This window comes from Streptomyces sp. (assembly GCF_036524955.1).
GTDB lineage: Bacteria > Actinomycetota > Actinomycetes > Streptomycetales > Streptomycetaceae > Actinacidiphila.
Window position 1 is genome coordinate 1 of record NZ_DATDBG010000163.1, and the last position, 25,950, is coordinate 25,950.

23 protein-coding genes are annotated in these 25,950 nt (G+C 72.2%); 13 read left to right on the forward strand and 10 right to left on the reverse strand.

Going from position 1 to position 25,950, the window contains the following annotated elements; genetic code table 11:
• Positions 1-102: 102 nt before the first annotated feature.
• The 5 genes from VIW71_RS13165 to VIW71_RS13185 all read right to left on the reverse strand — a co-directional run bounded on the left by VIW71_RS13165 (position 103) and on the right by VIW71_RS13185 (position 5,175).
• Entirely contained in the window at positions 103-1,071 is a 969-nt protein-coding gene (locus VIW71_RS13165; RefSeq protein ID WP_331622325.1) for a carbohydrate ABC transporter permease, read from the reverse strand.
• A gap of 1 nt (position 1,072) precedes the next feature.
• Positions 1,073-2,008: a carbohydrate ABC transporter permease gene (locus VIW71_RS13170; RefSeq protein WP_331622326.1), complete on the reverse strand. Its 936-nt coding sequence runs from the start codon at positions 2,006-2,008 to the stop codon at positions 1,073-1,075.
• A gap of 11 nt (positions 2,009-2,019) precedes the next feature.
• On the reverse strand, positions 2,020-3,324 hold the full coding sequence (locus tag VIW71_RS13175) for an extracellular solute-binding protein (protein WP_331622327.1): 1,305 nt from the start codon (positions 3,322-3,324) through the stop codon (positions 2,020-2,022).
• 13 nt (positions 3,325-3,337) lie between these two features.
• Positions 3,338-4,366, reverse strand: a complete 1,029-nt coding sequence (locus VIW71_RS13180) for a LacI family DNA-binding transcriptional regulator (protein WP_331622328.1) — start codon at positions 4,364-4,366, stop codon at positions 3,338-3,340.
• A 164-nt stretch (positions 4,367-4,530) separates the two neighbouring features.
• Positions 4,531-5,175 carry a hypothetical protein gene (locus VIW71_RS13185; protein WP_331622329.1) on the reverse strand — a complete coding sequence of 215 codons (645 nt, stop codon included), beginning with the start codon at positions 5,173-5,175 and terminating at the stop codon, positions 4,531-4,533.
• A gap of 413 nt (positions 5,176-5,588) precedes the next feature.
• Between VIW71_RS13185 and VIW71_RS13190 the strand changes: the two genes are divergently transcribed.
• Positions 5,589-6,455 carry a helix-turn-helix domain-containing protein gene (locus VIW71_RS13190; RefSeq protein WP_331622331.1) on the forward strand — a complete coding sequence of 289 codons (867 nt, stop codon included), beginning with the start codon at positions 5,589-5,591 and terminating at the stop codon, positions 6,453-6,455.
• A gap of 214 nt (positions 6,456-6,669) precedes the next feature.
• On the opposite strand, the gene VIW71_RS13195 is transcribed toward VIW71_RS13190, so the two are convergent.
• Both VIW71_RS13195 and VIW71_RS13200 read right to left on the reverse strand, forming a co-directional pair.
• Complete coding sequence (locus VIW71_RS13195; protein ID WP_331622332.1) at positions 6,670-9,144, reverse strand: alpha/beta fold hydrolase; 2,475 nt, start codon at positions 9,142-9,144, stop codon at positions 6,670-6,672.
• A gap of 235 nt (positions 9,145-9,379) precedes the next feature.
• Positions 9,380-9,793, reverse strand: coding sequence for a nuclear transport factor 2 family protein (locus VIW71_RS13200; protein ID WP_331622334.1), 414 nt, complete (start codon positions 9,791-9,793; stop codon positions 9,380-9,382).
• Between the two features lie 309 nt (positions 9,794-10,102).
• Between VIW71_RS13200 and VIW71_RS13205 the strand changes: the two genes are divergently transcribed.
• The 6 genes from VIW71_RS13205 (at position 10,103) to VIW71_RS13230 (ending at position 17,360) form a co-directional block, all read left to right on the forward strand.
• On the forward strand, positions 10,103-11,503 hold the full coding sequence (locus VIW71_RS13205; RefSeq protein ID WP_414720739.1) for an MFS transporter: 1,401 nt from the start codon (positions 10,103-10,105) through the stop codon (positions 11,501-11,503).
• A 109-nt stretch (positions 11,504-11,612) separates the two neighbouring features.
• The gene (locus tag VIW71_RS13210; protein ID WP_331622337.1) at positions 11,613-13,205 is read left to right on the forward strand and encodes an FAD-dependent monooxygenase; all 1,593 of its coding nucleotides are present in this window, start codon (positions 11,613-11,615) and stop codon (positions 13,203-13,205) included.
• A complete protein-coding gene (locus VIW71_RS13215) occupies positions 13,202-14,254 on the forward strand; it encodes a ketoacyl-ACP synthase III family protein (protein WP_331622338.1) in 1,053 nt (350 codons plus the stop codon). The genes VIW71_RS13210 and VIW71_RS13215 overlap by 4 nt, the downstream gene beginning before the upstream one ends.
• 135 nt (positions 14,255-14,389) lie before the next feature.
• Entirely contained in the window at positions 14,390-15,469 is a 1,080-nt protein-coding gene (locus VIW71_RS13220) for a ScbA/BarX family gamma-butyrolactone biosynthesis protein (protein WP_331622339.1), read from the forward strand.
• Positions 15,466-16,254, forward strand: coding sequence for an HAD family hydrolase (locus VIW71_RS13225; RefSeq protein ID WP_331622340.1), 789 nt, complete (start codon positions 15,466-15,468; stop codon positions 16,252-16,254). The genes VIW71_RS13220 and VIW71_RS13225 overlap by 4 nt, the downstream gene beginning before the upstream one ends.
• Positions 16,254-17,360, forward strand: coding sequence for a 3-oxoacyl-ACP synthase III family protein (locus tag VIW71_RS13230; protein ID WP_331622341.1), 1,107 nt, complete (start codon positions 16,254-16,256; stop codon positions 17,358-17,360). The genes VIW71_RS13225 and VIW71_RS13230 overlap by 1 nt, the downstream gene beginning before the upstream one ends.
• A gap of 111 nt (positions 17,361-17,471) precedes the next feature.
• On the opposite strand, the gene VIW71_RS13235 is transcribed toward VIW71_RS13230, so the two are convergent.
• Positions 17,472-18,440: a LysR substrate-binding domain-containing protein gene (locus VIW71_RS13235; protein WP_331622342.1), complete on the reverse strand. Its 969-nt coding sequence runs from the start codon at positions 18,438-18,440 to the stop codon at positions 17,472-17,474.
• 116 nt (positions 18,441-18,556) lie between these two features.
• Between VIW71_RS13235 and VIW71_RS13240 the strand changes: the two genes are divergently transcribed.
• The 5 genes from VIW71_RS13240 (at position 18,557) to VIW71_RS13260 (ending at position 23,085) form a co-directional block, all read left to right on the forward strand.
• Positions 18,557-19,513: a zinc-binding dehydrogenase gene (locus tag VIW71_RS13240; protein ID WP_331622343.1), complete on the forward strand. Its 957-nt coding sequence runs from the start codon at positions 18,557-18,559 to the stop codon at positions 19,511-19,513.
• On the forward strand, positions 19,510-20,202 hold the full coding sequence (locus VIW71_RS13245; protein ID WP_331622344.1) for an NAD(P)H-binding protein: 693 nt from the start codon (positions 19,510-19,512) through the stop codon (positions 20,200-20,202). Before VIW71_RS13240 ends, VIW71_RS13245 begins: the two co-directional genes overlap by 4 nt.
• Positions 20,199-21,275, forward strand: coding sequence for a DUF7405 family protein (locus VIW71_RS13250; protein WP_331622345.1), 1,077 nt, complete (start codon positions 20,199-20,201; stop codon positions 21,273-21,275). The genes VIW71_RS13245 and VIW71_RS13250 overlap by 4 nt, the downstream gene beginning before the upstream one ends.
• Before the next feature lie 301 nt (positions 21,276-21,576).
• A complete protein-coding gene (locus tag VIW71_RS13255; RefSeq protein ID WP_331622346.1) occupies positions 21,577-21,771 on the forward strand; it encodes a hypothetical protein in 195 nt (64 codons plus the stop codon).
• Between the two features lie 108 nt (positions 21,772-21,879).
• Positions 21,880-23,085 (forward strand): VIT1/CCC1 transporter family protein, encoded by a 1,206-nt coding sequence (locus tag VIW71_RS13260; protein ID WP_331622347.1) that lies wholly within the window; start codon positions 21,880-21,882, stop codon positions 23,083-23,085.
• Between the two features lie 28 nt (positions 23,086-23,113).
• Here the strand turns inward: VIW71_RS13260 and VIW71_RS13265 are convergent, their stop codons facing one another.
• A complete protein-coding gene (locus VIW71_RS13265; RefSeq protein WP_331622348.1) occupies positions 23,114-24,097 on the reverse strand; it encodes an isopenicillin N synthase family dioxygenase in 984 nt (327 codons plus the stop codon).
• Between the two features lie 117 nt (positions 24,098-24,214).
• Positions 24,215-24,673 carry a nucleoside deaminase gene (locus tag VIW71_RS13270; RefSeq protein ID WP_331622349.1) on the reverse strand — a complete coding sequence of 153 codons (459 nt, stop codon included), beginning with the start codon at positions 24,671-24,673 and terminating at the stop codon, positions 24,215-24,217.
• A 331-nt stretch (positions 24,674-25,004) separates the two neighbouring features.
• Here VIW71_RS13270 and VIW71_RS13275 point away from each other — a divergent pair.
• Positions 25,005-25,950 (forward strand): PucR family transcriptional regulator ligand-binding domain-containing protein (locus VIW71_RS13275; RefSeq protein WP_331622350.1); only part of this gene is annotated, 946 nt, incomplete at its 3' end.

The window sequence follows — 25,950 nt, forward strand, 5'->3', positions numbered from 1 at the left end:
GCGGGCATGCCGCCGCCGGCTGATCTCCCCGGCGGCCGTCCTTCGGCCGGTCCGGACGCCGCGCCGGAACCCCTCGGCGCGGCGTCCGGACGCGGCGGTGCGTCAGCCCTTCACGCCGCTGGAGGCGATGCTGTTGATGAAGGAGCGCTGGAAGGCGAGGAAGAGCGCGAGCACCGGCACCGTGATCATGGAGGAATACGCCATGATCTGGCCCCAGGAGACGTTGAGCTGGAAGAAGTACTGAATGCCGATCATGACCGGCCGCAGGCGCTCGTCCTGCACCACCATGAGGGGCCACAGGTAGGAGTTCCACATCGGCAGGAAGGTCAGGATGGCGACGGTCGCCACCGCCGGTCCGGACAGCGGCATCACGATGCGCCGGTAGACGCCGAACCAGCTCGCCCCGTCCATCAGCGCCGCCTCGTCCAGCTCCTTGGGGATGGACTGGAAGTACTGGTGGAAGAGGAAGATCGAGAAGGCGTTGGCGACGAACGGCAGGATCTGCACCCGGTAGGTGTCGAGCCAGCCCTCGGTGACGGTCAGGTGGAAGTCGTGGAGCTGGAGCCACGGCAGTTTGTTCACCCACCACACCATCGGCAGGGCGAAGGTCTCGAACGGCACGATCAGCGTCGCGATGATCAGTGTGAGCAGCAGCTTGCGCCCGGGCCACCGCATCCGGGACAGCGCGAAGGCCGCCAGGCTGTTCACGACGATGCCCAGGGCGACGGTGGCCGCCGAGATCAGAATCGAGTTCAGCAGGAAGCGCCCCGCGGGTACGCGGTCGAAGACCGCCGTGTAGTTGGCGAGCGAGACGTCGCCGACCGGCAGGAACGCCCGCAGGCTGCCCAGGTCCCCGAAGATCTGCTGGTCGGGTTTGAGGGAGGAGACCAGCATGAACACGATCGGGAACGCGAAGAACAGCGCCAGGACGGTCCGCGTCAGGATGCCCGGCACCCTGCGGAGCGGACCGCGACGGCGGCTCTCGTCGTACGGGGGGTGCGGGTCGCTCGGACCGTGCGGGTCGCGCTGAGCACGGGCGCGGACGCGGGAACGCAGCGGTGCGGTCGCCATGTCAGTTCTTCTCCCGGGTGAGGAAGCGCTGGACGAGGGAGACGGCCAGCACGATGACGAAGAACACCAGCGAGATCGCCGACGCGTAGGCCGTCTGCTGCTGCTCGTAGCCGGTCCGCACGGCCTGGTAGACCACGGTGGTGGTGGAGTCCAGGGGGCCGCCCTGCGTCATCACGTTGATCTGGGTGAACAGGCGGAACGCGTCGATGGTGATGGTGATCAGGACGAACGCCCTGGTGGCCCGCAGCCCCGGCCAGGTCACATGGCGGAACCGTCCCCACCGGTCGGCGCCGTCGATGGCCGCCGCCTCGTGCAGGTCGGCGGGGATGGTCTGCAGTCCGGACAGCCAGATCACCATGTGGAATCCCACGCCCTGCCAGACGGACATGAAGATGACGGCCGGCAGTGAGGTGGCCGGGTCGTTCAGCCAGTCCGGCCCGTGCACCAGGCCCAGGGTGAGCCCGTCGATGAGCCGGTTGACCAGTCCCGTCTTCTGGTACAGGAACATCCACACGATGGACACCACCACCATCGAGGTGACCACCGGCACGAAGTAGACGGTTCGGAAGAAGTTGGTGCCCTTGACCTTCGTGTTGACCAGCAGCGCCAGCACCAGCCCGAACCCGGCCTGCACCGGTACCACCACGGCTGCGAAGACGAGCGTGTTCACCAGCGACCGGGTGAAGACCGGGTCGTCGAAGAGCAGCCGGAAGTTCCGCAGACCCACGAAGTGCGCGGGTGTGGGGGAGACCAGCCGGGCGCTGGTGAAAGCCAGGCCGAAGGCCAGGACGACGGGGATGACGAAGAAGCACAGCAGCAGCACCACCGCGGGACCGACCATGCCGAAGGCGGCCAGCCGCTCCCGGCGCCGGGTACGGGTCCGCGCGGAGGTGCCGGTGCCGTGCGGGCGGGCACCAGTGCCGAAGGTGAGGGTCACGGGGACTCCGGTCAGCCGGCGTAGTAGGCGTTGCTCTTCAGGTTCGAGTCGATCTGCCGTACGGCCTGATCGAGCGCTTTGCGGACGTCGGCTCCGGCCAGAATGTCCCGGGCGGTCTTCTCGAAGACCGAGGAGATGAACGGATAGGCGGGAGTGACCGGGCGGACGACAGCGAACCTGCGTGACTCCTGGGAGAAGAAGTCATACCTGCCCCCGGCCTCGTAGCCGGGTATCGCTGCCGCCGCCGCCTTTGTCGCCGGAATCGTGCCGGTGGCCTTGGCGAAGTCGACGAAGTACTCGGTTTTCCGGGAGAACTTCAGATACGCCTCGGCGCCAGCCTTGTTGGCGCAGGTCGCGCTCATCCCCCACTGCCAGGAGGCGCCGCCGATCTTCGGGCCCTTCCCGAAGTCGACCGGCGGCAGGATCGCGAGGTCGTCGCCCAGCTTCGCGGCGTTCTTCGCCGCGTCCCAACTGCCGTCCCACTCGATGGCGGACTTGCCGTTGAGGAAGTCGTCGTTGGGGCTGACCCCGGACTTCTGGGCCAGGTACCCCTTGGTCACCAGCGACCGGAACCACTCGCCCCAGGCCACGGCGGCCGGGCTGTTGAGGGCGCCGTCGGCGGTCTTGTACTCCGAGCGGTCGATGAGGTCGCCGCCGAAACTCTGGAGCTGCGGGGAATAGGCGTACGGCAGCCACTCCCCGCTGCCGCCGGTGCCCATCTCCAGCGGATACGCGAACCGGCCGCCGGCTTTCAGGCGCGCGAGCGCGGAGTCGAACTCCTCCCTGGTCCAGGGCGAGTCGATGGTGGGAATGCGGATCTTGTGCGCCTGCAGGACCGACGTGCGGGCGAACATCGTCAGTGCCACGTCGTAGTGGCCGAAGGTGTAGACCTTGCCCTGGTAGCTGCCCACCGTGCTCGGTAACTGGTCGGCGACCGCGGTCTCGCTGCCGGTCAGGTCCACCGGGGCCAGGTAGCCTCCCCAGGCCCAGTTGGGTACGTTCGGCCCGTCGCTGTCCAGGACGCAGGGCAGCTTTCCGGCGGAGGCCGCGGCGACCACCGCGTCGTTGTAGGAGCCCTGCGGGAACGCCTGGATCCTGACCCGGTACTTGCTCTGGCCCGCGTTGAAGTCCTTGACGATCCGCTGGACGACCTTGTACTCGGCGGCGTTCCCCGCGTTGTGCGTCCACAGGGTCAGGGTGTCCCCGTCGGCCCCCGACGCGCCCCCGCCGCCCCCCGAACCGCAGCCCGCGAGCAGGGCCGCTGCCGTGAGGACGGCCGAACTCGCTGCCGCGAGGCGTCTGGTGGTGGTTCTCATGGGTTCCTCCATCTCACGGGGGCGGCGGCCCGACCGAGTCCCTGGACACCAGCGGACAGTGCAGGAACTCCGGTACGGGCAGGGCGGCGGTGGGCTCCTCCACGTCGATCAGGTGCTGGAGCCGGGCGATGGCCCGGGAGCCCATCTCGTAGTGCGGCAAGGCGACCGTGGTCAGCGGCGGGAACAGGTTTTCGCTGATCAGCTCCTGGTTGTCGAAGCCGATCACGGAGAGGTCGGCGGGGATGGCGAGGCCGCGTTCGGCGGCGGCCCGGTAGGCACCCATCGCCATGCGGTCGTTGAAGCAGAAGAGCGCGGTCGGCGGATGCGCGGAGCCGAGCAGAGCCCGGGCGGCGCGGTAGCCGCCGGGCGCGTCGGAGCGGTCGGCCACCACCAGGGCGGGGTCGAAGGCGATGCCCGCCCCGGCCAGCTCCGCCCGGTAGCCGGCCAGCCGGCCGCGCGAGGCGGGGATGTCGTCCTCGTTGGTGACGAACCCGATCCGCCGGTGGCCGTGTGCCAGCAGTTCCCCGGTGGCGGTCCGGCCGCCCTGCTCCTCGTCGGGTACGACGGCGGGGATCGCCGGATCGTCCGAGCGCGCGTCCAGCAGGACGGTGGGCACGGACTGCAGTTGCGGCGGCACCTCGACCACCCGGTGGTACATCGACGCGTACAGCACGCCGTCCACCCGGTGCTGTAACAGCAGTGCGATCTCCTGGTGCTCCAACTCGGGGTCGCCGCCGGTGTTGAGCATGAGCAGCAGGAGCCCGCAGTGCGCGGCGGCCTCCTGGGCTCCCCGGATGATCTGCCCGGAGTGGGGCGTGGTGGCGATCTCGTCGCTGACGAAGCCCACTGTGTACGAGCGGCTCAGCCGCAGCCCCCGGGCCAGGTTGTTCGGCAGGTACCCGAGACGCTCGGCGACCTGGAGCACTGTCCGCCGGGTCTCGGCGCTGATGCGCTTGCCTTCGACGCGGTTGAGGATGTGGGAGACCGTGGTGACGGAAACGCCGGCCGCGGCGGCCACATCTTTGAGCCCGACTCGCTTCATCGCGAACCCGCCAAAACGTTTGGGCAACTCGGTTGCGACGACGATGGGGCACCGCGACGGCTGTGTCAACAGTTTGTTACGGACTCATGAGGAGGGCCCGCCGGGCCGGCGTTCGGCCGGGCCGGCGGGCCCTTCGACCGGTGGGCTGTGCCGCGAGGCCCCGCTCAGCGGATGTCGGGGGCCATGGCCGAGAGTTCGCGCAGGGCGCGCTCGGACGGGGAGTCGGGCTCCGCGCTGAAGACGAGTATGGACACACCCGATTCGTCCGGGGACTGTATGCTCTCGTACGCGAGTTCGAGTGGACCGGCCGTGGGGTGCAGGAAATGGCGGACGCCGAAGGCCCGGGTCTGACCGGCCGTATGCGGCCAGAGCGTCGCGAAGTGGTCGTCGGAGGCGCAGAGTTCGCCGATCAGTGCGGTGAGGGTGAGGTCGTCGGGATGGCTGTCGGCGGCTTGCCGCAACTCGGCGGCCTCCAGGACGGTCTCGTGCGCCCAGTGCGGGTACAGGAGCCGGGTACGGGGGTCGCGGAAGAGCATCCGCGTGAGGTTCAGCCGGTCGCCCGGGGGCCCGGCGCTGGTCGACCCGGCCTGACTGGCGAGTCCGGACGGCGGCTCGGGCGGCCCGGTCAGGTGCCAGGCCAGGAGTGCGCGCCCCAGCGGGTTCCACAGGAGCACGTCGCGGCGGTGGCTCAGGACGACCGCGGGCGTGGCCTTCAGGCCACGCAGCAGATAGCGGAGCCCGTCCCGCGGCGCTTCATCGAGTGAGGCTGCGGACCGTCGGCCCTCGTCTGCATCGGCTGTTCTCTCCATGGATGAAGTGTTCCCTACCGGACGTGCCGGAGCGCCGGGTTTGCGTATCCCTGTCAGTCCCACCTCCCGATCATATGTTTTTGTTCGGCACCCCGGCGACATGTGAAGCCTGTGAGAAAGCCTTATAATACCGCCTCTACCCCGGTGGACATTGACCATTCAACCACTGTGTGGTCATGGCAGAATTTGACGGATTTTCACGCCGCAGGCCCATGAACAATGCAAGACTGATGGGCCAAGTGGCCGATTCCACGCCGGTCGGTACATGGGAGCGCCAGGGAACACCCGCGACCCACAGGCGGTTTTCGCCTCGACGACGAGAGGATCCGCTGATCCGGCCACACGGCAGTGGCTCGTTCACCCGCTCTCGCGGGGCGACATCACTCCGTTTCGCAGGCCGAGAGGAGAACACGTTGCAGAGGATCACGGGGGAACGGGGGACAGAACTGGGGAGATTCCTCCAGTCTGTCCGCAGTCGGCTTCGCCCGGAGGAGGTCGGCCTCAACACCGCCGGCAAGCGCCGCCGGGTGGCCGGACTCAGACGTGAGGAAGTGGCCCAGATGGCGGGGGTGAGCGTCAACTACTACACCCGCCTGGAGCAGGGCCAGAACCGCAACGCCTCTCCCGAGGTGCTGGACGCGCTCGCCGCCGCGCTGCAACTGAGGCCGGACGAACGCGCGCACCTGCACGACCTGGCGCGCTCACCGGTCGCCGCCCGGGCGGCCCGTCCCACCGAGCAGGTGCGTCCCAGCCTCGCCCGGATGATCAGCTCGTTCGAGAGCGGCCCAGCGGTGCTGCTGGACCGGCAGACCAAGGTACTGGCCTGGAATCGACTGGCCGCCATACTCTTCACCGGATACATCGACCTCACCGGCGACAACGGCGAACCGGAACCGCCCTGTCTGGCCAGACTGCTGTTCTGTTCGCCCGGCGCCAGGCAGCTCTACTCGGAGTGGTGCGACGAGGCGACGGACATGGTGGGCTACCTGCGGCTCATGGCCGGCCGCTATCCCGGCGACACCGAGCTCATGGAGCTGATCGACGAACTGATGTCGATGAGTGCGGAGTTCCGCACGATGTGGTCGCAGCACCGTGTCTGGGACAAGTCGTACGGTACCCGGCATCTCAACCACCCCAAGGTCGGCGCCCTGACGCTCTCCTACGAGACGTTCCGGCTCCCGGAGGCACCGGATCAGGCCATCGTCCTCTATCAGGCGGAGCCCGGTTCACCCTCCGGTGACGCGCTGGGCGTCCTGCTCGCGGAGACCGCTCTGGCGTAGGAAGCGAGTGAGCGCCCGCTCGGGTGACCCGGGAAGTGAACGGCCCCGGCCGCCGTGACCGGAGGGCGGGACCGGGGCCGTTCGGCCGGTCCGGAGAGCCGGGACCGAGGCGTGGGGGCCGGGGGTTCGGTGCCGGAGCTCAGGACCGGGGTCCGGGGCGGGGTGCGCGCGGGGCAGGGGCTGAGGGCTGAGGGCCCCCGCCCCACGCCGGGGGCTATGCCGAGAGGAACTTCTCCAGCACGGTCGCCAGGGCGATCGGCGTCTCCATCATCGGGTAGTGGCCGCAGCCGCTGAGCACGATCAGCTCGCTGCTCGGGTAGTGCTTCATCCACGTCTCGTTCATGGCGTCGGCCGTCACCGCCGGGTCGTTCTCACCGACCAGGGCCAGGGCCGGCACGGTCGCGCCCTGGATGCGGGCGGCGAAGTCGGTGGTACGGAAGGAGTCGAGGTAGCTGCGGAAGGGAACCGCGCCGACCGCCTGCATCGACTCGGCGGAGAAGGCGTCCAGCCAGGCCGCCGACAGCCGGTTGCCGGTGGTCAGGTCCACCACGATCCGCCGGTTGCCGACCTGGTGGGCGGCGTCCGCGAACAGCGGGAAGTCCGAGTCGGGGATCGGCATGCCGTTGGCCGGCACCGGGCTGAGCCCGATCAGCTTGCGCACCCGGTCCGGGGACTTGAGGTAGACCTGCTGGATCGGCTGGCCGCCCATCGAGTGCCCGATCAGCGAGAACTCGTCCCACCCCAGGTGGTCGGCCAGCACCAGGGTGTCGGAGGCGAACTCGTCCATGCTGTACGTTCCGGCCACGTCGCGGGCCTCGCCGTAACCGCGGGCGTCGATGAAGGCGTACGTGAAGCTCTTGCCGTCCAGGTACGGCCACCAGGCGCTGAAGCCCGACTTACCGGCGAACAGCGAGTGAAGGACGATCACCTTGTGCGGACCTTCGCCCACGATCGTGTGCGGCGGGATGTAGCGGCTGGTGTCGGACATGGCTTCCTCCGTGGCGGAAATCGTGGTGGGCAGGTCGAGCTCGTCGGCGTCCGAGGAGTCCTGGGCCGTGGTGGGGGGATCGGTGAGGATCCGGCGCAACTCCGCGTAGAGCCCTTCGAGCTCGGGACGGTGGCCGTGGAGCACTATGTGGCCGTCGGGGCGGATCAGGTGGAAACCGGGCCGCCGGCAGCGCAGTTGCCGGTGCGTCTCGCGCAGCAGGGCGGCGCCGCTGCGGCCGGCCGCGTTGCGCCGGGCGCCGGCGTCCACCACCCGCACCTGGCGGCGCCAGGGGCGGACGAGGTTGCGTACCGCCTCGGCGAGCCGTCCGCCGTCGCCGTCCTCGTCCGGTGTGACCAGCACGCAGTAGCGGACCGGGTCCACCCCGGGGCCCGCCACGCCCAGGGCCAGGGCCAGGGGGCGAGGCAGCGACGCACCCTGCTTGGCGTGCCGGCGCAGCGCCGAACGGGCGTCGCACCAGTCGGCGGGCACCGGGCCGCGCGGTGCGGCGGTGGCGGGGGAGGGCGGGTAGACCCAGCGGCGGCCGGCTGCCACCGGGGCGTAGAAGCGGTCCAGGGTCTTGGTGCGGTTGAGCACCCGCATCACGGTGTCGCGCACCGCCACCTGGGAGGTCCCGGTCCACATCGCGGCGCGGGTCTGCAGGTCGGTGTCGCGCACCACCGCGTCGGCGACGATGGCGCGTTCCGGGGTGTAGCTCTCCAGCAGTTCCGGGCGGGCGTCGCCGCGGACCACCAGGGCCAGCTTCCAGGCGAGGTTCTCGGCGTCCTGGATACCGGTGTTGAGGCCCTGGCCGCCCATCGGGCTGTGCGCGTGGGCCGCGTCACCGGCGATGAAGACCCGCCCGAGCTGGAAGGTGGCGGCGCGGCGGCGGTGCACCCGGAAGGTGGTGACCCAGTCCGGCTCGATCAGCCGCAGCCCGCCGGGGCCGCGCTGGTCCACCAGGCGCTGCATGTCGGCGAGGGTGCCGTTGTCCAGTTGGGCGGGCGCGTTGGTGAAGAAGCGGTAGAGGCCGTACGGCTGCGGCACGACGGCCAGCACACCGTTGCGCGACTGGTAGTAGTGCACCTCGTCCGGGTCCAGCGGATTGTCCGCGATCCGCGCGTCGGTGATCAGGAAGCGGTTCTCGTACGTGGCGCCCTCGTATGCGATGCCGAGCTGGTTGCGCACCACGCTGCCCGCGCCGTCCGCGCCGATCACCCAGGGCACGGAGAACCGCTCGACGACCCCGTCCCCGTGCTCCAGCACGGCCGTGACCTGGGCTCCGGGCGTGACCGCGCCGCTGAAGTCGACGTTCTGCAGGCCGAGCAGCCGCACATCGCGCTCGATGCTGCCGCCCAGGCCCTTGAGCCCGTCGTAGAGGATCTCCTCGGTGTGCCGTTGCGGCAGGCAGTACGGCGCCAGCTCGTCGGCCATCCGCATCCTGGTGACCGTCCGGCCTTCCGAGTAGTACGTCATCTGCCGCAGCTTCACGGCGATCTCGCCTACCGGCCGGTCCAGGCCCAGGTCGTGCAGGATGTCCAGGGTGCGCGGCCAGACCAGCATGGCCTTGGAATGGATACTGGGTCCCGCGGCGGCGTCGACGAGGCGTACCCGTACACCGCGCCGCAGAAGTTCGCAGGCCGCGGTCAGACCGGTCGGGCCGGCCCCGACGATCAGTACATCGCAGTCGTTCTCGGTGGTCATGAGGTCTCCTGTGCGATCGGGCGCTGGGAGGAGGAATCGGCGGCCCCAATGGAATCCGCGGGATCGGCGGTGCCCGTGACGGCGGCAAGCGGAAAGGGGCGTTACGGATCAGCGGAATGCGCGTGGCGGCCGGAATTCGAGGAGATCGGTGGAGCCGGCCGTCAAGTGGAGTCCCCCGGTCCGCGGTGGAATCCCCCGGTCCGCGAAGGCCGGGCAATCACCGGGTACGGCGGGTTCAGGCCAGGAACGCCAGCGAGATGGCGTAGCTGTCCTCGTGCATGCGATAGCGGGTGATCAGGCCGTCGGTGACCTGCAGTTCGAGGGCGAAGTCGGAGGCGAAGCTGGTCGCGGTCGCGTTGACCTGGTACTGGAAGTGGCCGAGGACGACGGCGCAGTCGCCGTCCACGACGATCCGGTGAACGTCGAATTTCTCCGGTGTCATGTTCTCACTGGCCTGCCGGAAGAAATCGCGGACTTCCTCGTGGGTGGTCCGCTGACCCATCCACGGAATGAGCTCGGTGCTTCCGGGTGTGAACCAGTCGAGCGGTTCGGCGAGAAGCTTGATTGCCTCGTCGAGTTCACCGCCGCCGACCAGCCGGAAGAATTCCTCGACGACGGAACGAGTGGTGCCGGGCCTGGAGTTCGACATGCCACGACGGTATTCCCACGTCCGCCCCTGAGACAGACCCTGTCAGGGGTATGAATCCGAGAGGCAACCCCTGCCAGGGGTATGAAGCGCGGCCATATGAGAATGCGGGTACTGGCTCCGCGTCACCGTCTGTCCGGATGCTCATTGCCGAAAGACTTGACCGGAGGCGAAAGGTATCCACCCATGTCAACAATCGACAGCCCCGACGGGCTCCGTCCGCAGGCGGAGGCGCCCGGGTCGCCCGGTACGATCACCAGCCCCGCGGAGCCCACAGCCGCCGCGCTGCCGCCGGACCCCTCACCGACGAGCATGACGCGGCGCCAGAGCCTGACCCTCGTGCTGCTGCTCGGCGCCCAGTTCACGCTGGCCGTGGACTTCTCGATCATGAACGTCGCGGTGCCGGTGATCGGCCGCGAGCTGGACTTCGCGGCCGGCAACCTCCAGTGGATCGCGACCTCGTTCGCGCTGGCGGCAGCCGGTCTCAGCCTGCTGTTCGGCCGGATCGCGGACATCGTCGGCGCACGCAAGATCTTCATCAGCGGGCTGGTGCTGCTCACCGTCGCCTCGCTGCTCGGCGGTTTCACCGACTCGGCCGGACCGCTGCTCGGCGCCCGCGTCGCCCAGGGCCTGGCCACCGCGATGGTGACCCCGGCCGGTCTGGCGCTGCTGACCATGTCCTTCCCCGAAGGGCCGCTGCGCGACCGGGCCCTGGGCCTGAACGGGGCCATGCTGTCGGCCGGCTTCACCTGCGGTGCCATCATGGGTGGCCTGCTGACCGACGTGCTGAGCTGGCGCTGGGGCTTCTTCATCAACGTGCCGATCGGTGTCCTGCTGGTGGTGGCGGCTCCGCTGCTGCTCAAGGGCGGCAGCGGCCGGCGCGGCGCCAAGCTGGACATCCCCGGCGCGATCACCGTCAGCCTGGGTCTGATCGCCCTGGTCTACGGCATCTCCGAGGCCGGATCGAAGGGCTGGGGCAACAGCACCACGCTGATCGCACTCGCCGTCGGTGTGGTGCTGCTGGCGGTCTTCGGCTGGGTCGAACTGCATGTCTCCGAGCCGCTGGCCCCGCTGCGGGTGCTCCGGCTGCGCTCGGTGAGCTGGGGCAACCTCGGCGGTTTCGCCACCTTCATCGGCTTCACCGCGATGATCTTCCTGCTCACCCTCTACCTCCAGGAGGTGCTGGGCTACTCGCCGATGACCACCGGATTCACCTTCGGCGCCCTCGGCGTCGGCGCCTTCCTCGGCGGCGTCACCGCGCCTCGCTGGATCGGCGCCCTCGGCGGCAGCCAGCCGCTGCTGGTCGCCGGACTGGTGGCGCAGGGTGTGACGGTCGGCGTGCTGTTCTTCGCCGGCTCGGGACGCGGCTGGCTGGTGCCCGTGCTGGCGCTGGCCTTCCTCAGCAGCTACGCGCACGTGACCGCGATCGTCGGCTTCATGGTGACGGCCACCTCCGGACTGCCCAACGAGGAGCAGGGCCTGGCCACCGGCATCACCACGCTGACCCAGCAGGTCGCCATCACGGTCGGCATCCCGATCATGAGCGCGATCGCCACCGCCCGGACCCATTCACTGTCGGCGTCGCACTCGCTGCGCAGCGCCACGCTCAGCGGTATCAACACGGCGATCCTCGTCAACGGGGTCCTCGTGGTCGCGATCGGCCTGCTGGTCGGCACGGTGCTGCTGCGCCGACGCGCGACGCCGGCCGCCTGAACCTGCCGCACCTTCCCGGCAGGTAGGACCCGCCGTCGTGGCCCCCACGTCCCGGCGGCGGTCCACCCCTCCCACGCACCATCCGATCACTTCCGAGATGGGGGACACGATGGTTCGATCTACGCGGGATGAGCTGGTCACAGAGGTAGAGGTACTGGTCGTCGGCGCCGGGCCGACCGGCCTGATGCTCGGTTGCGAACTGCGCGCCCGGGGCGTCGACTGCCTGGTGGTGGAACGCGGGCCGGACATCGATCCCCGCACCAGAGCGGTGATGGTCCACGCGGCCTCGCTGGAGCGGTTCGAGGCACTCGGACAACGGGAGGCTCTGGAGGCCAGAGGCATCACCCAGCTCCGTATCGGCTTCCACACCCACGGCGGCTACTGGGCACTGGACTTCACCGACCAGGACACGCCTTTCCCGTACTACCTGAACATCCCGCAGCCCGCGGTCGAGGCGGTGCTCGCCGACGCCTACCGCGACCTGGGCGGGCGCCTGGTGCGCGGAGTGGACTACCAGGGGCACCGCGAGGAGGACGGCGCGGTGCTCGTCCGGCTCCGGACCGGGACGGGCGACGTCACGGTGGCGGCCCGCTGGCTGGTGGGCGCCGACGGCAGCAACTCGACGGTGCGTCAGGAACTCGGCCTCGGCTTCGACGGGATCACCTACCCGATGAGCTACCTGCTCGCCGAGGGAATCCCGCTCGCCGAACCCCGCCGCGACGAGTCGGCGATGTACATCGGAACCGGCGGGGCGGTGTCGCTGCTCCCGATGCCCGACGGCACCGTGCGGGTGGCCGGGCCGGTCGCCCGGCAACTCCTGGACCGGGACGCGGCGCTGGAGTTCGACGAGTTCCAGGACACCGTCGGCGAGCTCGGCTTCGGCGCCACCCTGCGGCTGGCCAAGCCCGACCGGCTCGCCCATTACCAGGTGCACGAACGGCTCGCCGACCGCCTCCGGGTCGGCCGGGCGCTGCTGGTCGGCGACGCCGGGCACCTGAACTCCCCGGCCGGCGGCCAGGCCATGAACACCGGCTTCGCCGACGCCGCGGCCCTGGCCTGGCGGCTGGCCCGGCTCACCGGCTCCGGGGACGGCGACCCGGCGCTGCTCGACGACTACGCGCGCGAGCGCCGCGCCGCCGCGGCGGAAGTGGCCCGCACCACGGGCGTACTTCCGCTGCTGGAGGCGATGCGGGCCGCTTCGGACGCCTCGGACGCCTCGGCCACCGCGGACGCCGAACGTGCCGTCCAGGACGGCCTCGCCGGGCTCGCCGACTCCTGGAGCCAGCTCTACATGAGCTACCCCGCGCCCGGTGAGGACGACGGCACCGCGCTCGCCACGGCCGGCAACCGCACCACCCACCGGCTGCGGCCCGGCGCGCGCGTCCCGCGCCACGTACCGGACCGGGACCACTTCACGCTGCTGCTGCCCCCGGACACCCCTGCCGCCGACGGGGCCGGCGTCGCGGCCACCGCCGGACTGCCGCCGAGCACCGTCATCGCCCGCCAGACCGCGCGCCAGGCTGCCTTCCTGACCGAGCCCGCGCCGGTGCTGGTCCGCCCCGACGGCTATGTCGCCGCCGTGCTCGGTCCGGACGGCGGCGCTTCCCACCGCGCACGGGACCTCGACCTCGCCGCCACCCGCACCGGTGCCGGCGCGGCCGACACCATCGGACTCGACCTCAGCGGAGGAGTCTCCGTATGAACGCTCCCGTCCCCACCCCCGGTCCGTCCCCCGCCTTTCCCCCCACCCCCGTGCTGACCCTCGTCGGCACCGGCAGCTACCTGCCCGACACCCGGATCGACCTGGCCGAGGCCGCCGACCGGTACCCCGACGACCACGACCGCATCCTCGCCACCGGCTATGCGACCGTGACCGCGGAGGAATCCCTCTACCCCGCCGACATGGCGCTGATCGCCGCCGAGCGCGCCCTCGCCGCGGCCGGAGTCAAACCCGGTGACCTGCGGCTGCTGATGGTCACCGGAATCCACCGGCACGGCCACAAACGGCTCTGGTCGCCCGCCTCCTGGCTGCAGTCCCAGCTCGGCTGCGCCGGGGCCGTGCCGCTCACCGTCAACCAGGGCTGCAACGCCCAGATGCTGGGCCTCGAAGTCGCGGCCGCCTTCCTCGGCGGCAGCGGCGGTGGGCCAGCGCTGGTGGTGGCCACCGACCGGTTCGGCGGTTCCAGCTTCGACCGGTTCACCGCCGACTACGGCATCGTCTACGGTGACGGCGCCGCCGCCGCGGTACTGACCACCGACCCCGACGCGGCCGGCTGGCGGGTCCTGGCCGCACGTACCGTCTCCGACCCCGGCCTCGAAGGGCTGCACCGCGCGGACGACCCCGCGCCCGAGCGGCCCGATCTGCTCTCCGCCGAGCACGACGTCCGCAGCGCCAAGCGCCGCTTCCTCACCGAGCACGGCATGGACCGGCTGCGCGAGGCGACCCGGGCCGCCGTACGGGAGATCAGCCAGGCACTGCTGCCCGAGGGTGACGATCCCCGGCTGCGCCGCGTCGTCTACCCCAACCTCGGCCTGAAGCTGCTGGAGGAGAACTACTTCCCCGAGTTCCCCGGCGGCGCCGACGCCTCGCTGTGGTCCTTCGGACGGACGGTGGGGCACCTGGGCAGCGGCGACCAGATCGCCGGGCTCGACCACCTCGCCGGTGAGGAGTTCGACTCCGGCGACCGGCTGCTGCTGCTGGGTGCGGGAGCCGGATTCACCTGGACCGGAATGCTCGTGGAGCGCGTCTGAGCGTCGCCCGTGGCGTCGCCCTGTTCTCCGTCGTCCTGATCAGCGCCGATCAGTCGTCGCGCACGTAGATCAACTCTCCGGCCGGTGGCGATCCCGTCGGCCGAACGACCCACCTCACGAAGGCAGGCTCCGATCATGACCACCACGGCAGTCTCCCCGGACGGGCTGCGGCCCGAGGATACCGAGCTGACCTATTCGAGAACCGTCGACCGGGACCTCGTCCACCGCGACTCCCTCGGCGAGGTCTTCCTCACCGATCTGCGGGTCACCGGTGAAACCGGCGAGTCCGGTTACCACGCGGCGTACACAGCGGCAGCCCAGCTGCCCCGGTCGCACGCCTACTACGGCGACCACCTGCTGCGCCCCAGCGCGTACGACCCGGTGCTGCTGCTGGAGGCGTGCCGGCAGGCCGCGCTCGCCGGGGCGCACGAGTTCTACGGGGTCCCCGGCAGCCACAAGTTCATCCTGACGCACCTGAGGATCGGTCTGACCCGCCCCGAGAACACGGTGGTCGGCAGCGCACCCTGCCGGCTCACCCTGCGGGTGGTGGTGGGCGCGCACCGCCGCAAGGAGGGCCGGACGACGGGGCTCGACTACGAGATCGGCCTGTACGCCCAGGACCTGGAGATCGGCACCGCCTCCGTGGGGCTGCGCTTCAAGTCGCCCGAAGGCTACCTGCAGTTGCGGCTCGCCAACCGCGACGGCAAGCCGCTGCCCTCCTCCGCGACCCTGATGGACCGGGTCCCGAGCGCGGGTGTGGCCCCGTACCAGGTGGGCCGGAACGACCCGGGGAACGTCGTCCTCGCCGACACCCGGGTGACCGGCGGCGTCGGGGGAGCCACCCTGCGGATACCGGCGTCGCACCCGAGCATGTTCGACCACCCGCAGGACCACCTCCCCGGCATGGTGATCGCCGAGGCCGCGCGCCAACTCGCGCTGCTGACCGCACTGGAGACCCGCGCCATGTCCCCGTCCCGGACCCCCCTCAGCGAACTGTCCCTGGTCTTCACCCGCTTCGGTGAGCTGGAAAAGCTCACCGAACTGACGTGCGAGCCGGTGCCGGACAGTCAGGACGGAGTGGCCTGGACCCAGGGCGGTCCGCTCGACCCCGACGACGACTCCGGTGGTCTGCGGGTGCGCGGCACCTGCCTCCAGGAGGGCGAGACCCTCTGCATGTACTCGCTCACGCTCGGCCCGGCGGAGGGGCGGTCGTGACCTCCGAGCCCGGGAAAGGCAGCGGTCGTGCCGCGTTCTTCGACGTGGACGAGACCCTGATCACCGTCAAGAGCATGTTCCACTTCCTGGAGTTCTACCTGGACGAGCAGGGCGAACCGCCGTCCACCTACCACCGGCTGACCGCCGAACTGCACCGGATGGCCGCGGCCGGCACTCCTCGGCAGCACGTCAACCGCCACTACTACGGTTTCTTCGCCGGGCACAGCGAGCAGCGGCTCGCCCGCGCCGGGCGGGACTGGTTCGACCGGCAACTGGCCTCGGGCGGGCTGTTCGTGCCCGAGCCCGTCGCTCGGCTCGCAGGGCATGTGCGCGCCGGCGACTTCGTGATGCTGCTGTCCGGGTCCTTCTTCGCCTGCCTGGACCCGATCGCCGAACACCTGGGAGCGCACTGGGCGATGGGCACCCGGCCGCGGGTCCGGCGGGGCGTGCTCACCGGCGAGGTGCTGGCTCCGATGATCGGCGCCGCCAAGGGCCGGGCGGCCCGCGCCACGATGGCCGTCCGCGGCCTCGATCCGGCCTGGTGCTCCGCCTACGGCGACCACTCCAGCGATCTGGACCTGCTGCTCAGCGTCGGGCGGCCGGTCGTGGTGGGCAGCGACACGGTGCTCACCGGATACGCGGCCCGCGACGGCTGGGAGCGCATCGCCTCCGACCGCCTCGCACCGGCGGTCCCCGCCCCCAGGCAGGCGGTGACGCCGGCTGCGGTCACCACGCTCGCCGCGGCCCACCACGGCCTGACCGCTGCCCCTTCTCAGGAGGTGTGATGACTTTCCCGCAGGACGCTGACGCCATCGGCGACCAGATCGGCATCGTGAGCACCGGCTCCTACCTTCCCGACGAGGTGGTGTCCAACGAGGACGTGGCCCGGGCCACCGGAGTCACCGACGAGTGGATCGTCCGCAAGACCGGTATCCGCAGCCGGCGCCGCGCCGCGCCCGGCCAGGCCACCTCGGACCTCGCCGCCGAGGCCGGCAGAAGAGCCCTGGAACAGGCCGGGCTCGACCCGGACGAACTGGCGTACATCGTGGTCGCCACCTCCACCCCCGACCACCCGCAGCCGGCGACCGCCGGCATCGTCCAGAAGCTGCTCGGCGCCGCCAACGCGGCCTGCTTCGACCTCAACGCGGTGTGCAGCGGCTTCGTCTACGCGCTGGCCGTCACCCAGGGGCTGCTGCGCACCGGCGGCCAGGGCGCGTACGGCCTGGTGATCGGCGCCGACATCTACTCGCGGATCCTCGATCACTCCGACCGGCGCACCGCCATCCTCTTCGGTGACGGTGCCGGCGCCGTCGTGCTGGGCCCGGTCGCGCCGGGCCACGGCATCCTGCGCACCCGGCTGCTGACCCGGGGCGACCAGCACCCGCTGATCGAGGTCGCGGCGGGCGGAAGCCGGCTGCCGGTGTCGGCGGCCACCCTGGACGACGGCTCGCACTTCTTCGCGATGGACGGACGCGGGGTGCGCGACTTCGTGCAGGAGGAACTGCCCGCCGCCGTCAGCGGTCTGCTCGCCGAGGCGGGCATGGACACCGGGAGTGTCCGGCACTTCGTCCCGCACCAGGCCAACGGAGTGATGCTCGCCGACGTGTGGCCCGAGCTCGGACTCGGCTCGGCCGAACTCCACCTCACCGTGGACCGGTACGCCAACACCGGCGCGGCCTCCGTCGCCGTCACCCTCGACGAGGCCCACCGGCAGGGCCGGTTCGCCGTGGGCGACCGGGTGCTGCTGGCCGCGTTCGGCGGCGGCATGTCGGTCGGCACGATGATCGCGGACTGGACCCGGACCGCCCACGCGCGGACTCGGCCCGCCACCGTCCCCCACCAGGCCCGCGCTCCGCGCTCGGCCCCACCGGTAGCCACTCCGGCCCCCTGACGTACCGCCCGGCCTCCGGCGGTACTCCCGCCCGGCCCCGCGCTTCCCCCGGGCGCGCGGGCCGGGCGTTTCCGTGTCCGCCCGCGCGCCCGGGGGGGGAGCCCCCGCGTGCTACCGCGCCGCGTCCGGGTCCAGGTCCGGCTCAGCGTCCGGCTCCGCGTCCGTCGCCGGCAGCCAGCCGCAGGCCCGCGCGTGCAGCAGCGCGACCGCCTCGAAGTGGTCGGTGACCGGGGTCGCCCGCTCCGGCGGCGGCAGGACCAGCCGGGTGACCAGCCGGGGAGCGTCCGCGGGCAGCGGAAGCCAGCGCAGCCAGTCCGCCAGGCCGTCCCCGGCGCCCTCGCCGATCAGGGCCACCGTCCGGGCGTCCCGCAGGACGCGCTGGGTGGGGTCGAAGGACACCGTCCGCTCGGTCAGGTCGGGAGTCACCCCGGCACGGCGGAACATACCGGTGAGCCGGTCGTAGTGCCCCGGATTGGCGGTACGCGGGTGCACCACGAGCGGGAACTCCGTGACGGCCGCGAGCGGCACCGGACCCGGCGCGTACGACGCGAGCGGGTGCGCGGCGGCCATCAGCACGCCGTACCGCTCGCTGCGCAGCGGCAGCATCCGCACCCCGGGGTCCGGCTCGGGGGAGCGGGCGATCCCGGCGTCGGTGCGGCCCTCGCGGACCGCCGGGGCGATCGCGGGCGTCGGCAGCAGGTCCGCGGCGATCCGCAGTCCCGGGTGGCCGGCCCGTACCGCCTCGACCAGGCTGGGCACCGTGCCGTAGCCGGTGCTCGCGCTGTACGCCAGCCGCAGGTGCCCGAGCTCGCCGCGGCCCGCCCGGCGCGCCGCCTCCCACACCTCGTCCAGCGCGGCCAGCGCCGCCGGGCCGCGCTCCTGGACGGCGCGCCCGGCCTCGGTCAGCCGGACGCTGCGCGTGGTGCGCTCCAGCAGGCGCACGCCGAGCTGCGACTCCAACTGCCGGATCTGGGCGCTCAGAGCGGGCTGGGCGATGTGCAGCCGGGCGGCCGCCCGGGTGAAGTTCTCCTCCTCGGCGACCGTCAGGAAGGACCGCAGCAGCCTGGCCTCGGGTGTCATTCCTCCCAGGGTAGGCGGGGAGACCCGCAGGCGGGCGGCGATTGATAAGCGGGCGCCGGCCACTCATAGTGATCCGGTCTTTCCCCCGCGCCGTGCCCGGCTCCTAAGGTCGAGGCATGACTCCTCCTCCACCGCCCCCCGTGACGCGGGGCTACGTCGGTACCCCCAAGGGCCCCGATCTGCGGGACGTGCCGACCCCGGAGCCCGGTCCCGGCGAGGTGCTGGTGCGGATCGAGGCGTTCTCCGTCAACCGCGGTGAACTCGGCCTGTTCGCCCGCCGCGAGGAGGGCTGGCGGCCCGGCCAGGACCTGGCCGGCACCGTCGTACGAGCGGCGGCGGACGGCGGCGGCCCGTCCGTCGGCACCCGGGTCGCCGCGATGAACGACTACGGCGGGTGGGCCGAGTACGCCGCGGTGCCCCTCGACCGGCTCGCGGTCGTACCGGACACGGTGCCCTCGGCGCAGGCGGCCACCCTGGGCGTGGCCGGGCTGACCGCACTGCGCGCACTGCGCCGGGGCGGGCCGCTGCTGGGTCAGCGGGTGCTGATCACCGGCGCCAGCGGCGGCGTCGGTTCCTTCGCCGTCCAGCTCGCCGCGGCCGGCGGCGCCGAGGTGACCGCGCTCACCGGTTCGTACCGCAGCCTGGACCTCGCCGAACTCGGCGCGACCACGGTGGTCACCGGTGTCGACGCGCTGAGCGGCGAGTTCGACCTGGTCCTGGAGTCCGTCGGCGGCGAGGTGCTGCAACGCACCCTGAAGATGGTCTCCCCGCACGGCACCGTCGTGCTGCTCGGCACCTCCTCGCGGGAACCGGCCACCCTGACGATCTCCTCCTTCGTGCCGCACGTGCGGCAGACCCTGCACCCCTTCTGGGTGTTCGGCTCCGGCGAACCGGTGGGGGAGGACCTGGCGGTCCTGCTGCGGCTGATCGAGACCGGCCGGATCACCCCGGTGGTGGGCTGGACCGGGTCCTGGGAGCGGCTGCCCGAGGCGATGGAGGCGATGCGGGAGCGGCGGGTGCCGGGCAAGGCGGCGCTCCTGGTGGACGGCGCCTCGCACGACGGGACCGTGTGACCGTGGCGCGCCTGGTGGTCGCCGCCTCGGGGCTGCGCGGTTCGCTCGGACTGCTGGTGACCGCGCGCGCCCGGGAACGGGGCCACGACGTCACCGAACTGACCGACCTGGACGACCGGGAGTCCGTAAGGGACGCGATCACCGGCGCCGACGCGGTGGTCGTCATCCCGCGGCGCGGCAACGCCTGGCGGCACGCGCACGGCGCGGTGGTCACGATCGCCGAGGTCGCCGACGAGGTAGGCGCCACCCCGCACCTGGTCCTGCTCAGCTCCTTCGCCACCGGGCACGGCCCGATGCATCCGCTCAACCGGACCGATCCCGCGCTGCTGCCCGGCCGGGCCGCAGCCGAGGACGAGATGCGCAACGGGCACCTGCCGTACACCGTCGTGCGGCCGGTCTGGTTCAGCAGCGATCCGGCGGGGTCGCACGCCCTGACGTTCTCTCAGGACCCGCGTACCGATGGCATGATCGCCCGCGAGGACCTCGCAGCCACCCTGGTCGCCGCCGTGGAACACCCGGCCGCGCGCGGAACCACGTTCGGGCTCTACAACGAGCCGGGACCGCCGCTCGCCGACTGGGGCGCCGCGTTCGCCCGGCTGCGGCAGGACGAGGGCGCGGGCCCCGGCGGCGTGGGCGCGGGCGGCGCGGACCGGGCTCCCGTATCCCATCCCGGAGGCATGACGACATGACGACGACCACGGGGCTGCCCGCCGCCCAGCACGCATGGGAGGACACCTTCCGCAGCGATCCCGAGGGGCGGCCTCTCCCGCCGCGCTTCCACCGGCTGCTGATGCTGGATGTGACGGGCAGGCCGGACGTGTCGGACGCCGCCTTCCTGGAAGGGGCGCTGCGGACCCTGGAGGACCGCTATCCGTACGGCCCGGACGGGCTGCTGACCTGTCTGGCCTGGGGGCCCGGCTGGTTCGAGCGCCACACCGCGCTGCGCCGGTCGCCGGTCGCGCGCCCGCTGCCGATGGCCCGCTGGGAGAACCCGGTGCTGGAGGACATCGACGCCTGCCTGCACCTGGCCAGCGACCACGAGGACCTGCTCGCCGAGGTCACCGACGCGCTGTTCGGCGACGGACCGCTCGACCAGCGGGGGCGGTTGCGGGTACGCGGGACCCGGACCGGCTTCGTCGGACGGGGGCTGCCGGCCCAGCGGCTGCCCGGTGCCGGACTGCCGGAGCGCGCGCCGCTGATGCTCGGCTTCCACTCGGGGCTGCGCGGGAACCAGGCCACCGAGGAGGCGGTCACCATCGCGTCCGGTCCGCTGGCGGGCGGTACGACCATGCACGTCAGCTATCTGACACTGGACGTGGACAGCTGGTACGAGCAGAACGCCGACCGCCGCAGCGCGCAGATGTTCGCGCCGACCATCGACGCGCGGGCCGCCGAGGACCTGGTCGACGACGCGCGCAGCGACGCGGACGACCTCCCCGCGCTGACCGCCGCCCACGGCGTCGTCGGCCACGCCCAGGCCACCGGCCGAGCCCGGCTGAACGGCCTGGCCAGGATCAACCGCCGCGACTTCGCCACCCTGGACGGCGGTTCGCCCGGCACCCACTTCGTCTCCCTCCAGCGCACCATGGAGGACTTCAACGTCACCCGGGCCGTGATGAACGCCGCCGACGCCACGGCCCACCACCCCGGCGTGGGCGCCCGCCGCCACAACGGCATCAACGCCTTCATCGACGTTCGCTCCCGCGCCACCTTCGGCGTCCCCCCGCGATCCCTGCGCTCGTACCCCCACCTGGCAAAGTGACCTCCGGCCACCGGGACACCGCTGTCAGCCTTCCGCTTGCGGTGGCCTGGTGGCCCGGTGGCCCGGTGGCCCGCCGGCCCCGGTGCGGTTCAGCGCAGGTGCGGAGCGACCTCCGCCGCGGCCTTCGCTCCGCAGGCTTACGCGAGCCGGATCAGAAAGGCGTCCCGACGCAGGACGGAACACAGCCGTCGGCACCGACGGCCGTCGGCACCGCGCCCGGCTCCCCGCCGTCCCGCCCCTCCCGCGGGCCACCAACGCCCAAGTCGGCTCGCTCCTGGAGTCCCACCAGCGACACCACGAGTTGAGCGCTCTCGCGGACACCGTCGACATGGAGACGGCGACGGTCTTCGACTGCGCGGAGACGTTCGGCCTCGACTCGCGCGCCCTGCTGGTCGTCTCCGACCACAACCGCGACCTCAGCCCCTTCGTCTCCCCGTCGCACGCCGTGGCGCGGACCCTCCGCGCGCTGCCCCGAATTGTGGAACGACTGCTCTGACCGGCCCTGCGGTGAACGCGTTATATTAGACAGAGTCCAACTATGGAAGAGGTCGACAGCGGGGCGGGGGGCCTTGCCGCACTGCATGAAGAACCGGGAGCACCGTCCATGAGCACCCAGATCCCCGATACCAGGTCCGCCGACCAGTCCCCCGAGGACCCCGCCGCTGCCGCCGGCCGCACCCGGGAGAACCGGCGGGCCGCCACCCGCTTCCGCGCCGCCCTCGACGCGGAACGCCGCAGCGCCGCCCTGTACCGCGGCCTGGCCGCCGGCGCCGGGGATCACCGCCGGCAGATCTTCCTGGAACTGGCCGCAGTGGAGGAACGGCACGCCTCGCACTGGGCGGACCGGCTCGCTGGGCTCGGCGAGCCGGTACCCGAGCCCGGCGGCGCGGACGTGCGCACCCGGCTGCTGAGCTGGCTGGCCCGCCGTTTCTCGGCGGACGCGGTGCTTCCGCTGGTGGAGCGCGCCGAGCGCGCCGACGCCGGACTGTACGAGGGCGACCCGGATGCCGCGGCGGGCATGGCCGCCGACGAGCGCGCGCACGCCCGGGTGCTCACCAGGCTGCGCGAGGACGGCGCCCGGCCCGATCCGGCCCAGGGCGGTCGCGGCATCGCCCGGCGCGAGCGGTGGCACCGCGGCGACCGCTCCGGCGCGCTGCGCGCCGCGGTGTTCGGCGTCAACGACGGCCTGGTCTCCAACGCGTCCCTGGTCATGGGCTTCGCCGGCTCCGGAGCCGCCGCCTCCACCGTGCTCTTCGCGGGCGTCGCCGGGCTGCTCGCCGGGGCGTTCTCGATGGCCGCCGGCGAGTACGTGTCCGTACGCAGCCAGCGGGAGTCCTACGAGCGCGAGATCGCTCTGGAGGCGCAGGAGTTGCGCGAGGACCCCGAGGCCGAGGCCGAGGAACTCGCGCTGATCTACCGGGCGAAGGGCGTACCGGCCGGGGAGGCCGAGCGCATCGCGGCGACCATCATGCAGAACCAGGACACCGCGCTGGAGACGATGGCCCGCGAGGAACTGGGGCTGGACCCGCAGGAGTTGGGCTCGCCGTGGTCGGCGGCGCTGTCCAGCCTGTTCGCGTTCGCGCTCGGCGCGGTCGTCGTCGTCCTGCCGTACGTCTTCGCCGGCGGAACCGCCGCGCTGGTCACCGCGGTCGCCCTGGCCGCTGCAGCCCTCTTCACCGTCGGCGCGGTCCTCGGCCTGGTGAACGGAAAGGCCCCCCTGCGCGCGGGCGCACGGCAGCTCCTGATCGGCGGCGGCGCCGCGGTGGCCGTCTACGTCATCGGCCACGCGATCGGCACCGGAGCCGTCTGACCGGGGCGCCGGCTCCGGGGCTGATGCTTCAGCCGACCGTGATCGAGTCCAGCTTCGCCTTGAGGTAGGCGGAGGAGTCCACCGGGTCGTGGGCGACGCGGCCGAGCGGGGCGGGGAGCGCGGTCACCGTGGTGTGCGGGTCGCACTCGTAGAAGTAGACCAGGGACATCAGGTCCTCGGCCGGGGCCTCCGGGGACGGGGGGAGCACCCGGTGGCGGCCGGACCGCCAGCGGTCGCCGGTCCAGCGGGCCATCAGATCACCGATGTTCACCGTGAGGGCGGCCGGATCGTAGGGCGCGTCCTCCCAGCCGGCGCCGCCGTCGGCCGGGTCCACGTAGACCTGGAGGCCGCCCTTGCCGTGCTGGCGGTCGAGCAGCGTCACGGTCCCGAAGTCGGTGTGCGGGCCGATGCGGTACTGACCGGGCTGCGGCTCGCCGACGACGTGGGTGCCGGGATACCAGTTGATGTTGAGGGTGTACGTGGGGTGCGCGGTGTGCCGGGTGAAGAAGTCCTCGGGCTGCCCGAGGGCGGCGGCCAGCAGGCGCAGCACCTCGTCGGCGACGCCACGCATCGTCGCCAGGTACCGCTCCACCACCTCGCGCAGAGCCGGGACCTCCTGCTCCGGCCACACGTTGGGCTGGAACCAGAACGCGTCGGTCGCGGTGTCACCGGTGGGCCGGTCCGCGCCGACCGTCCAGGACTCCTTGAGGTCCGGGGGAGTCTCGGTGCCCTCCGAGTACCCGTTGGCCTCCGCGCCCTGGCCGAGCCAGCCCCGCCCGCCGACACTGACGGCGTACCGCTGCTTGACCTCCTCCGGCAGGGCGAAGAACCGCCGGGCGGTGCTCCGGACGACCTCGCGCGTCTCCCGGCTCACCCCGTGCCCGGTGAGCAGCAGGAAGCCCGCCTTCGACAGTGCGGTGTCCACCGCGGCGGCGGTCTCGGCCCGCGCTGCGGCGTCCCCCGACAGCCAGGGGGCGAGATCGATCACGGGGATGCGGGTCGAGTCCGGCATGTACGTTCCCTTCGTCCTGCGGCGGGCTGCCCCGCGACGTGCTCCGCCTGCGGCGGAACCCGCCCGGCGCGTTCTCGTTCGGCGGCTCCCCGGGGCGGTTCCCGCCGGGGCCGGCCGCTACTCCCCGATGTCCTCGTACCACAACTCCGGCCGAGCGGCGATGAACTCGCGCATCAGCGCCACGCACTCCGGGTCGTCCAGCAGCGTCACCCGGACACCGTGCTCCGCCAGCCAGTCGTGCCCGCCGTGGAAGGTGCGTGCCTCGCCGATCACCACGTGGCCGATGCCGAACTGCCGGATCAGGCCCGAGCAGTACCAGCACGGCGACAGCGTCGTCACCATCGTCGTACGCCCGTAGCCGCGCAGCCGCCCCGCCGCCCGGAACGCCGAGGTCTCGCCGTGCGCCGACGGGTCGTCGTCCTGCACCCTGCGGTTGTGCCCCCGGCCGAGTACGACCCCGTCCGGTCCGAACAGGGCCGCGCCGATCGGGATTCCGCCCTCGGCCAGCCCCGCCCGGGCCTCCTCCAGTGCCACGGCCAGCATGGCCGCCGGGTCCGCGGCCGGGGTGTCAGTCATGCCTCCACTGTCCGGGTGGCGGCGCCCCGCCGCAATGTACGGAAGGTACGCTTCCGCCCCCGGGCGTACGGACGCGATGTCGGTGCCGGGCAACGCGGGCGGCCGGACACCGTGGTACGCGTGACCTCGGCTGAAACACCGGCGCAACGTGCGGGACGTACGCTCCGGAGGGCCGCAGCCGAGATGCGGCGGAGGCCGGGGGCGCCGAGCGGGGAACGATCGGGGCGCACCCCTGCCGTAGCGGAGCGGAGGCGGACCACGACCGGAAACCGGCAGCGCCGTCCGGGGCATGCCGGGCCGGTACCGGCGACCGGACCGGCCGGGAGGTGCGATGGCCCTCACCGTGAGGGAGATCCTGACGTTCGACGTGCTGGGCAAGGCCGGCCCCGAAGTGCTGGCCGGGCAGGACTCGCTGGACCGGCTGGTCCGGTGGGTGCACTCCAGTGAGATCTACGAGATCGGGCCGCTGCTGTCCGGCGGCGAGCTGCTGCTGACCACCGGCCTCGGCCTGGCCGGCGCGGACGCCGGGGCGTGCCGGCACTACGTCCGCGAGCTGGACGAGCGCGGCGTGGCGGGCGTCGCCGTCGAGCTCGGCCGGTCGCTGCCCGACATGCCGTACGCGATCGTCGACGAGAGCCGCCGCCGGGGTCTGCCGCTGGTGGCGTTGCGCCGGGTCGTGCCGTTCATCCGGATCAGCGAGGCCGTCAACACCGCCATCGTCACGCAGACCCTGACCGAGCAGCCGTACCGGCCCGGCGGCGCGGCCGTACTGGCCGACCTGGAGGGCGGGACCGCGCTCAGCCAGCACGAGGTCACCGCCCGCCTGCGTGTGCTCGGATTCCGCCCGCGGCGGTCGCACCGGCTGATCGGCGTCGCCGTCCACGCGTCCGATCCGGCGCCCACTGCGGCCGTGCTGGACCGGGCAGCCGACCGGCTGGGCGGTCCCGTGCTGCGGGGCTGCGCCCCTGGGGCCGCCACCGCGCTGCTCGCCGTACCGGGGCCGCCGGCCGGCGATCCGGTACGAACCGCGCGGGCGGCCGTCGAGGAGGAGGCGGCGGGGACCGGCGCCGAAGGGGCGACCTTCGCGCTCGGGCCCGCCGTGGGCGCCGACGCGGGCTGGCGCCGGTGGGGGGAGACGCTGCGCGAGGCCCGCGCGACGCTGCGGCTGGCGCTCACCGTGCCCCTGCCGGAGACCGGCCGGGCCACCGCCCGGGGCGAGGCGGTGGTGACCCCCTCACGGGCGCTGGCCCTGGAGCGCGAGCTGGTCGGCGACGGCC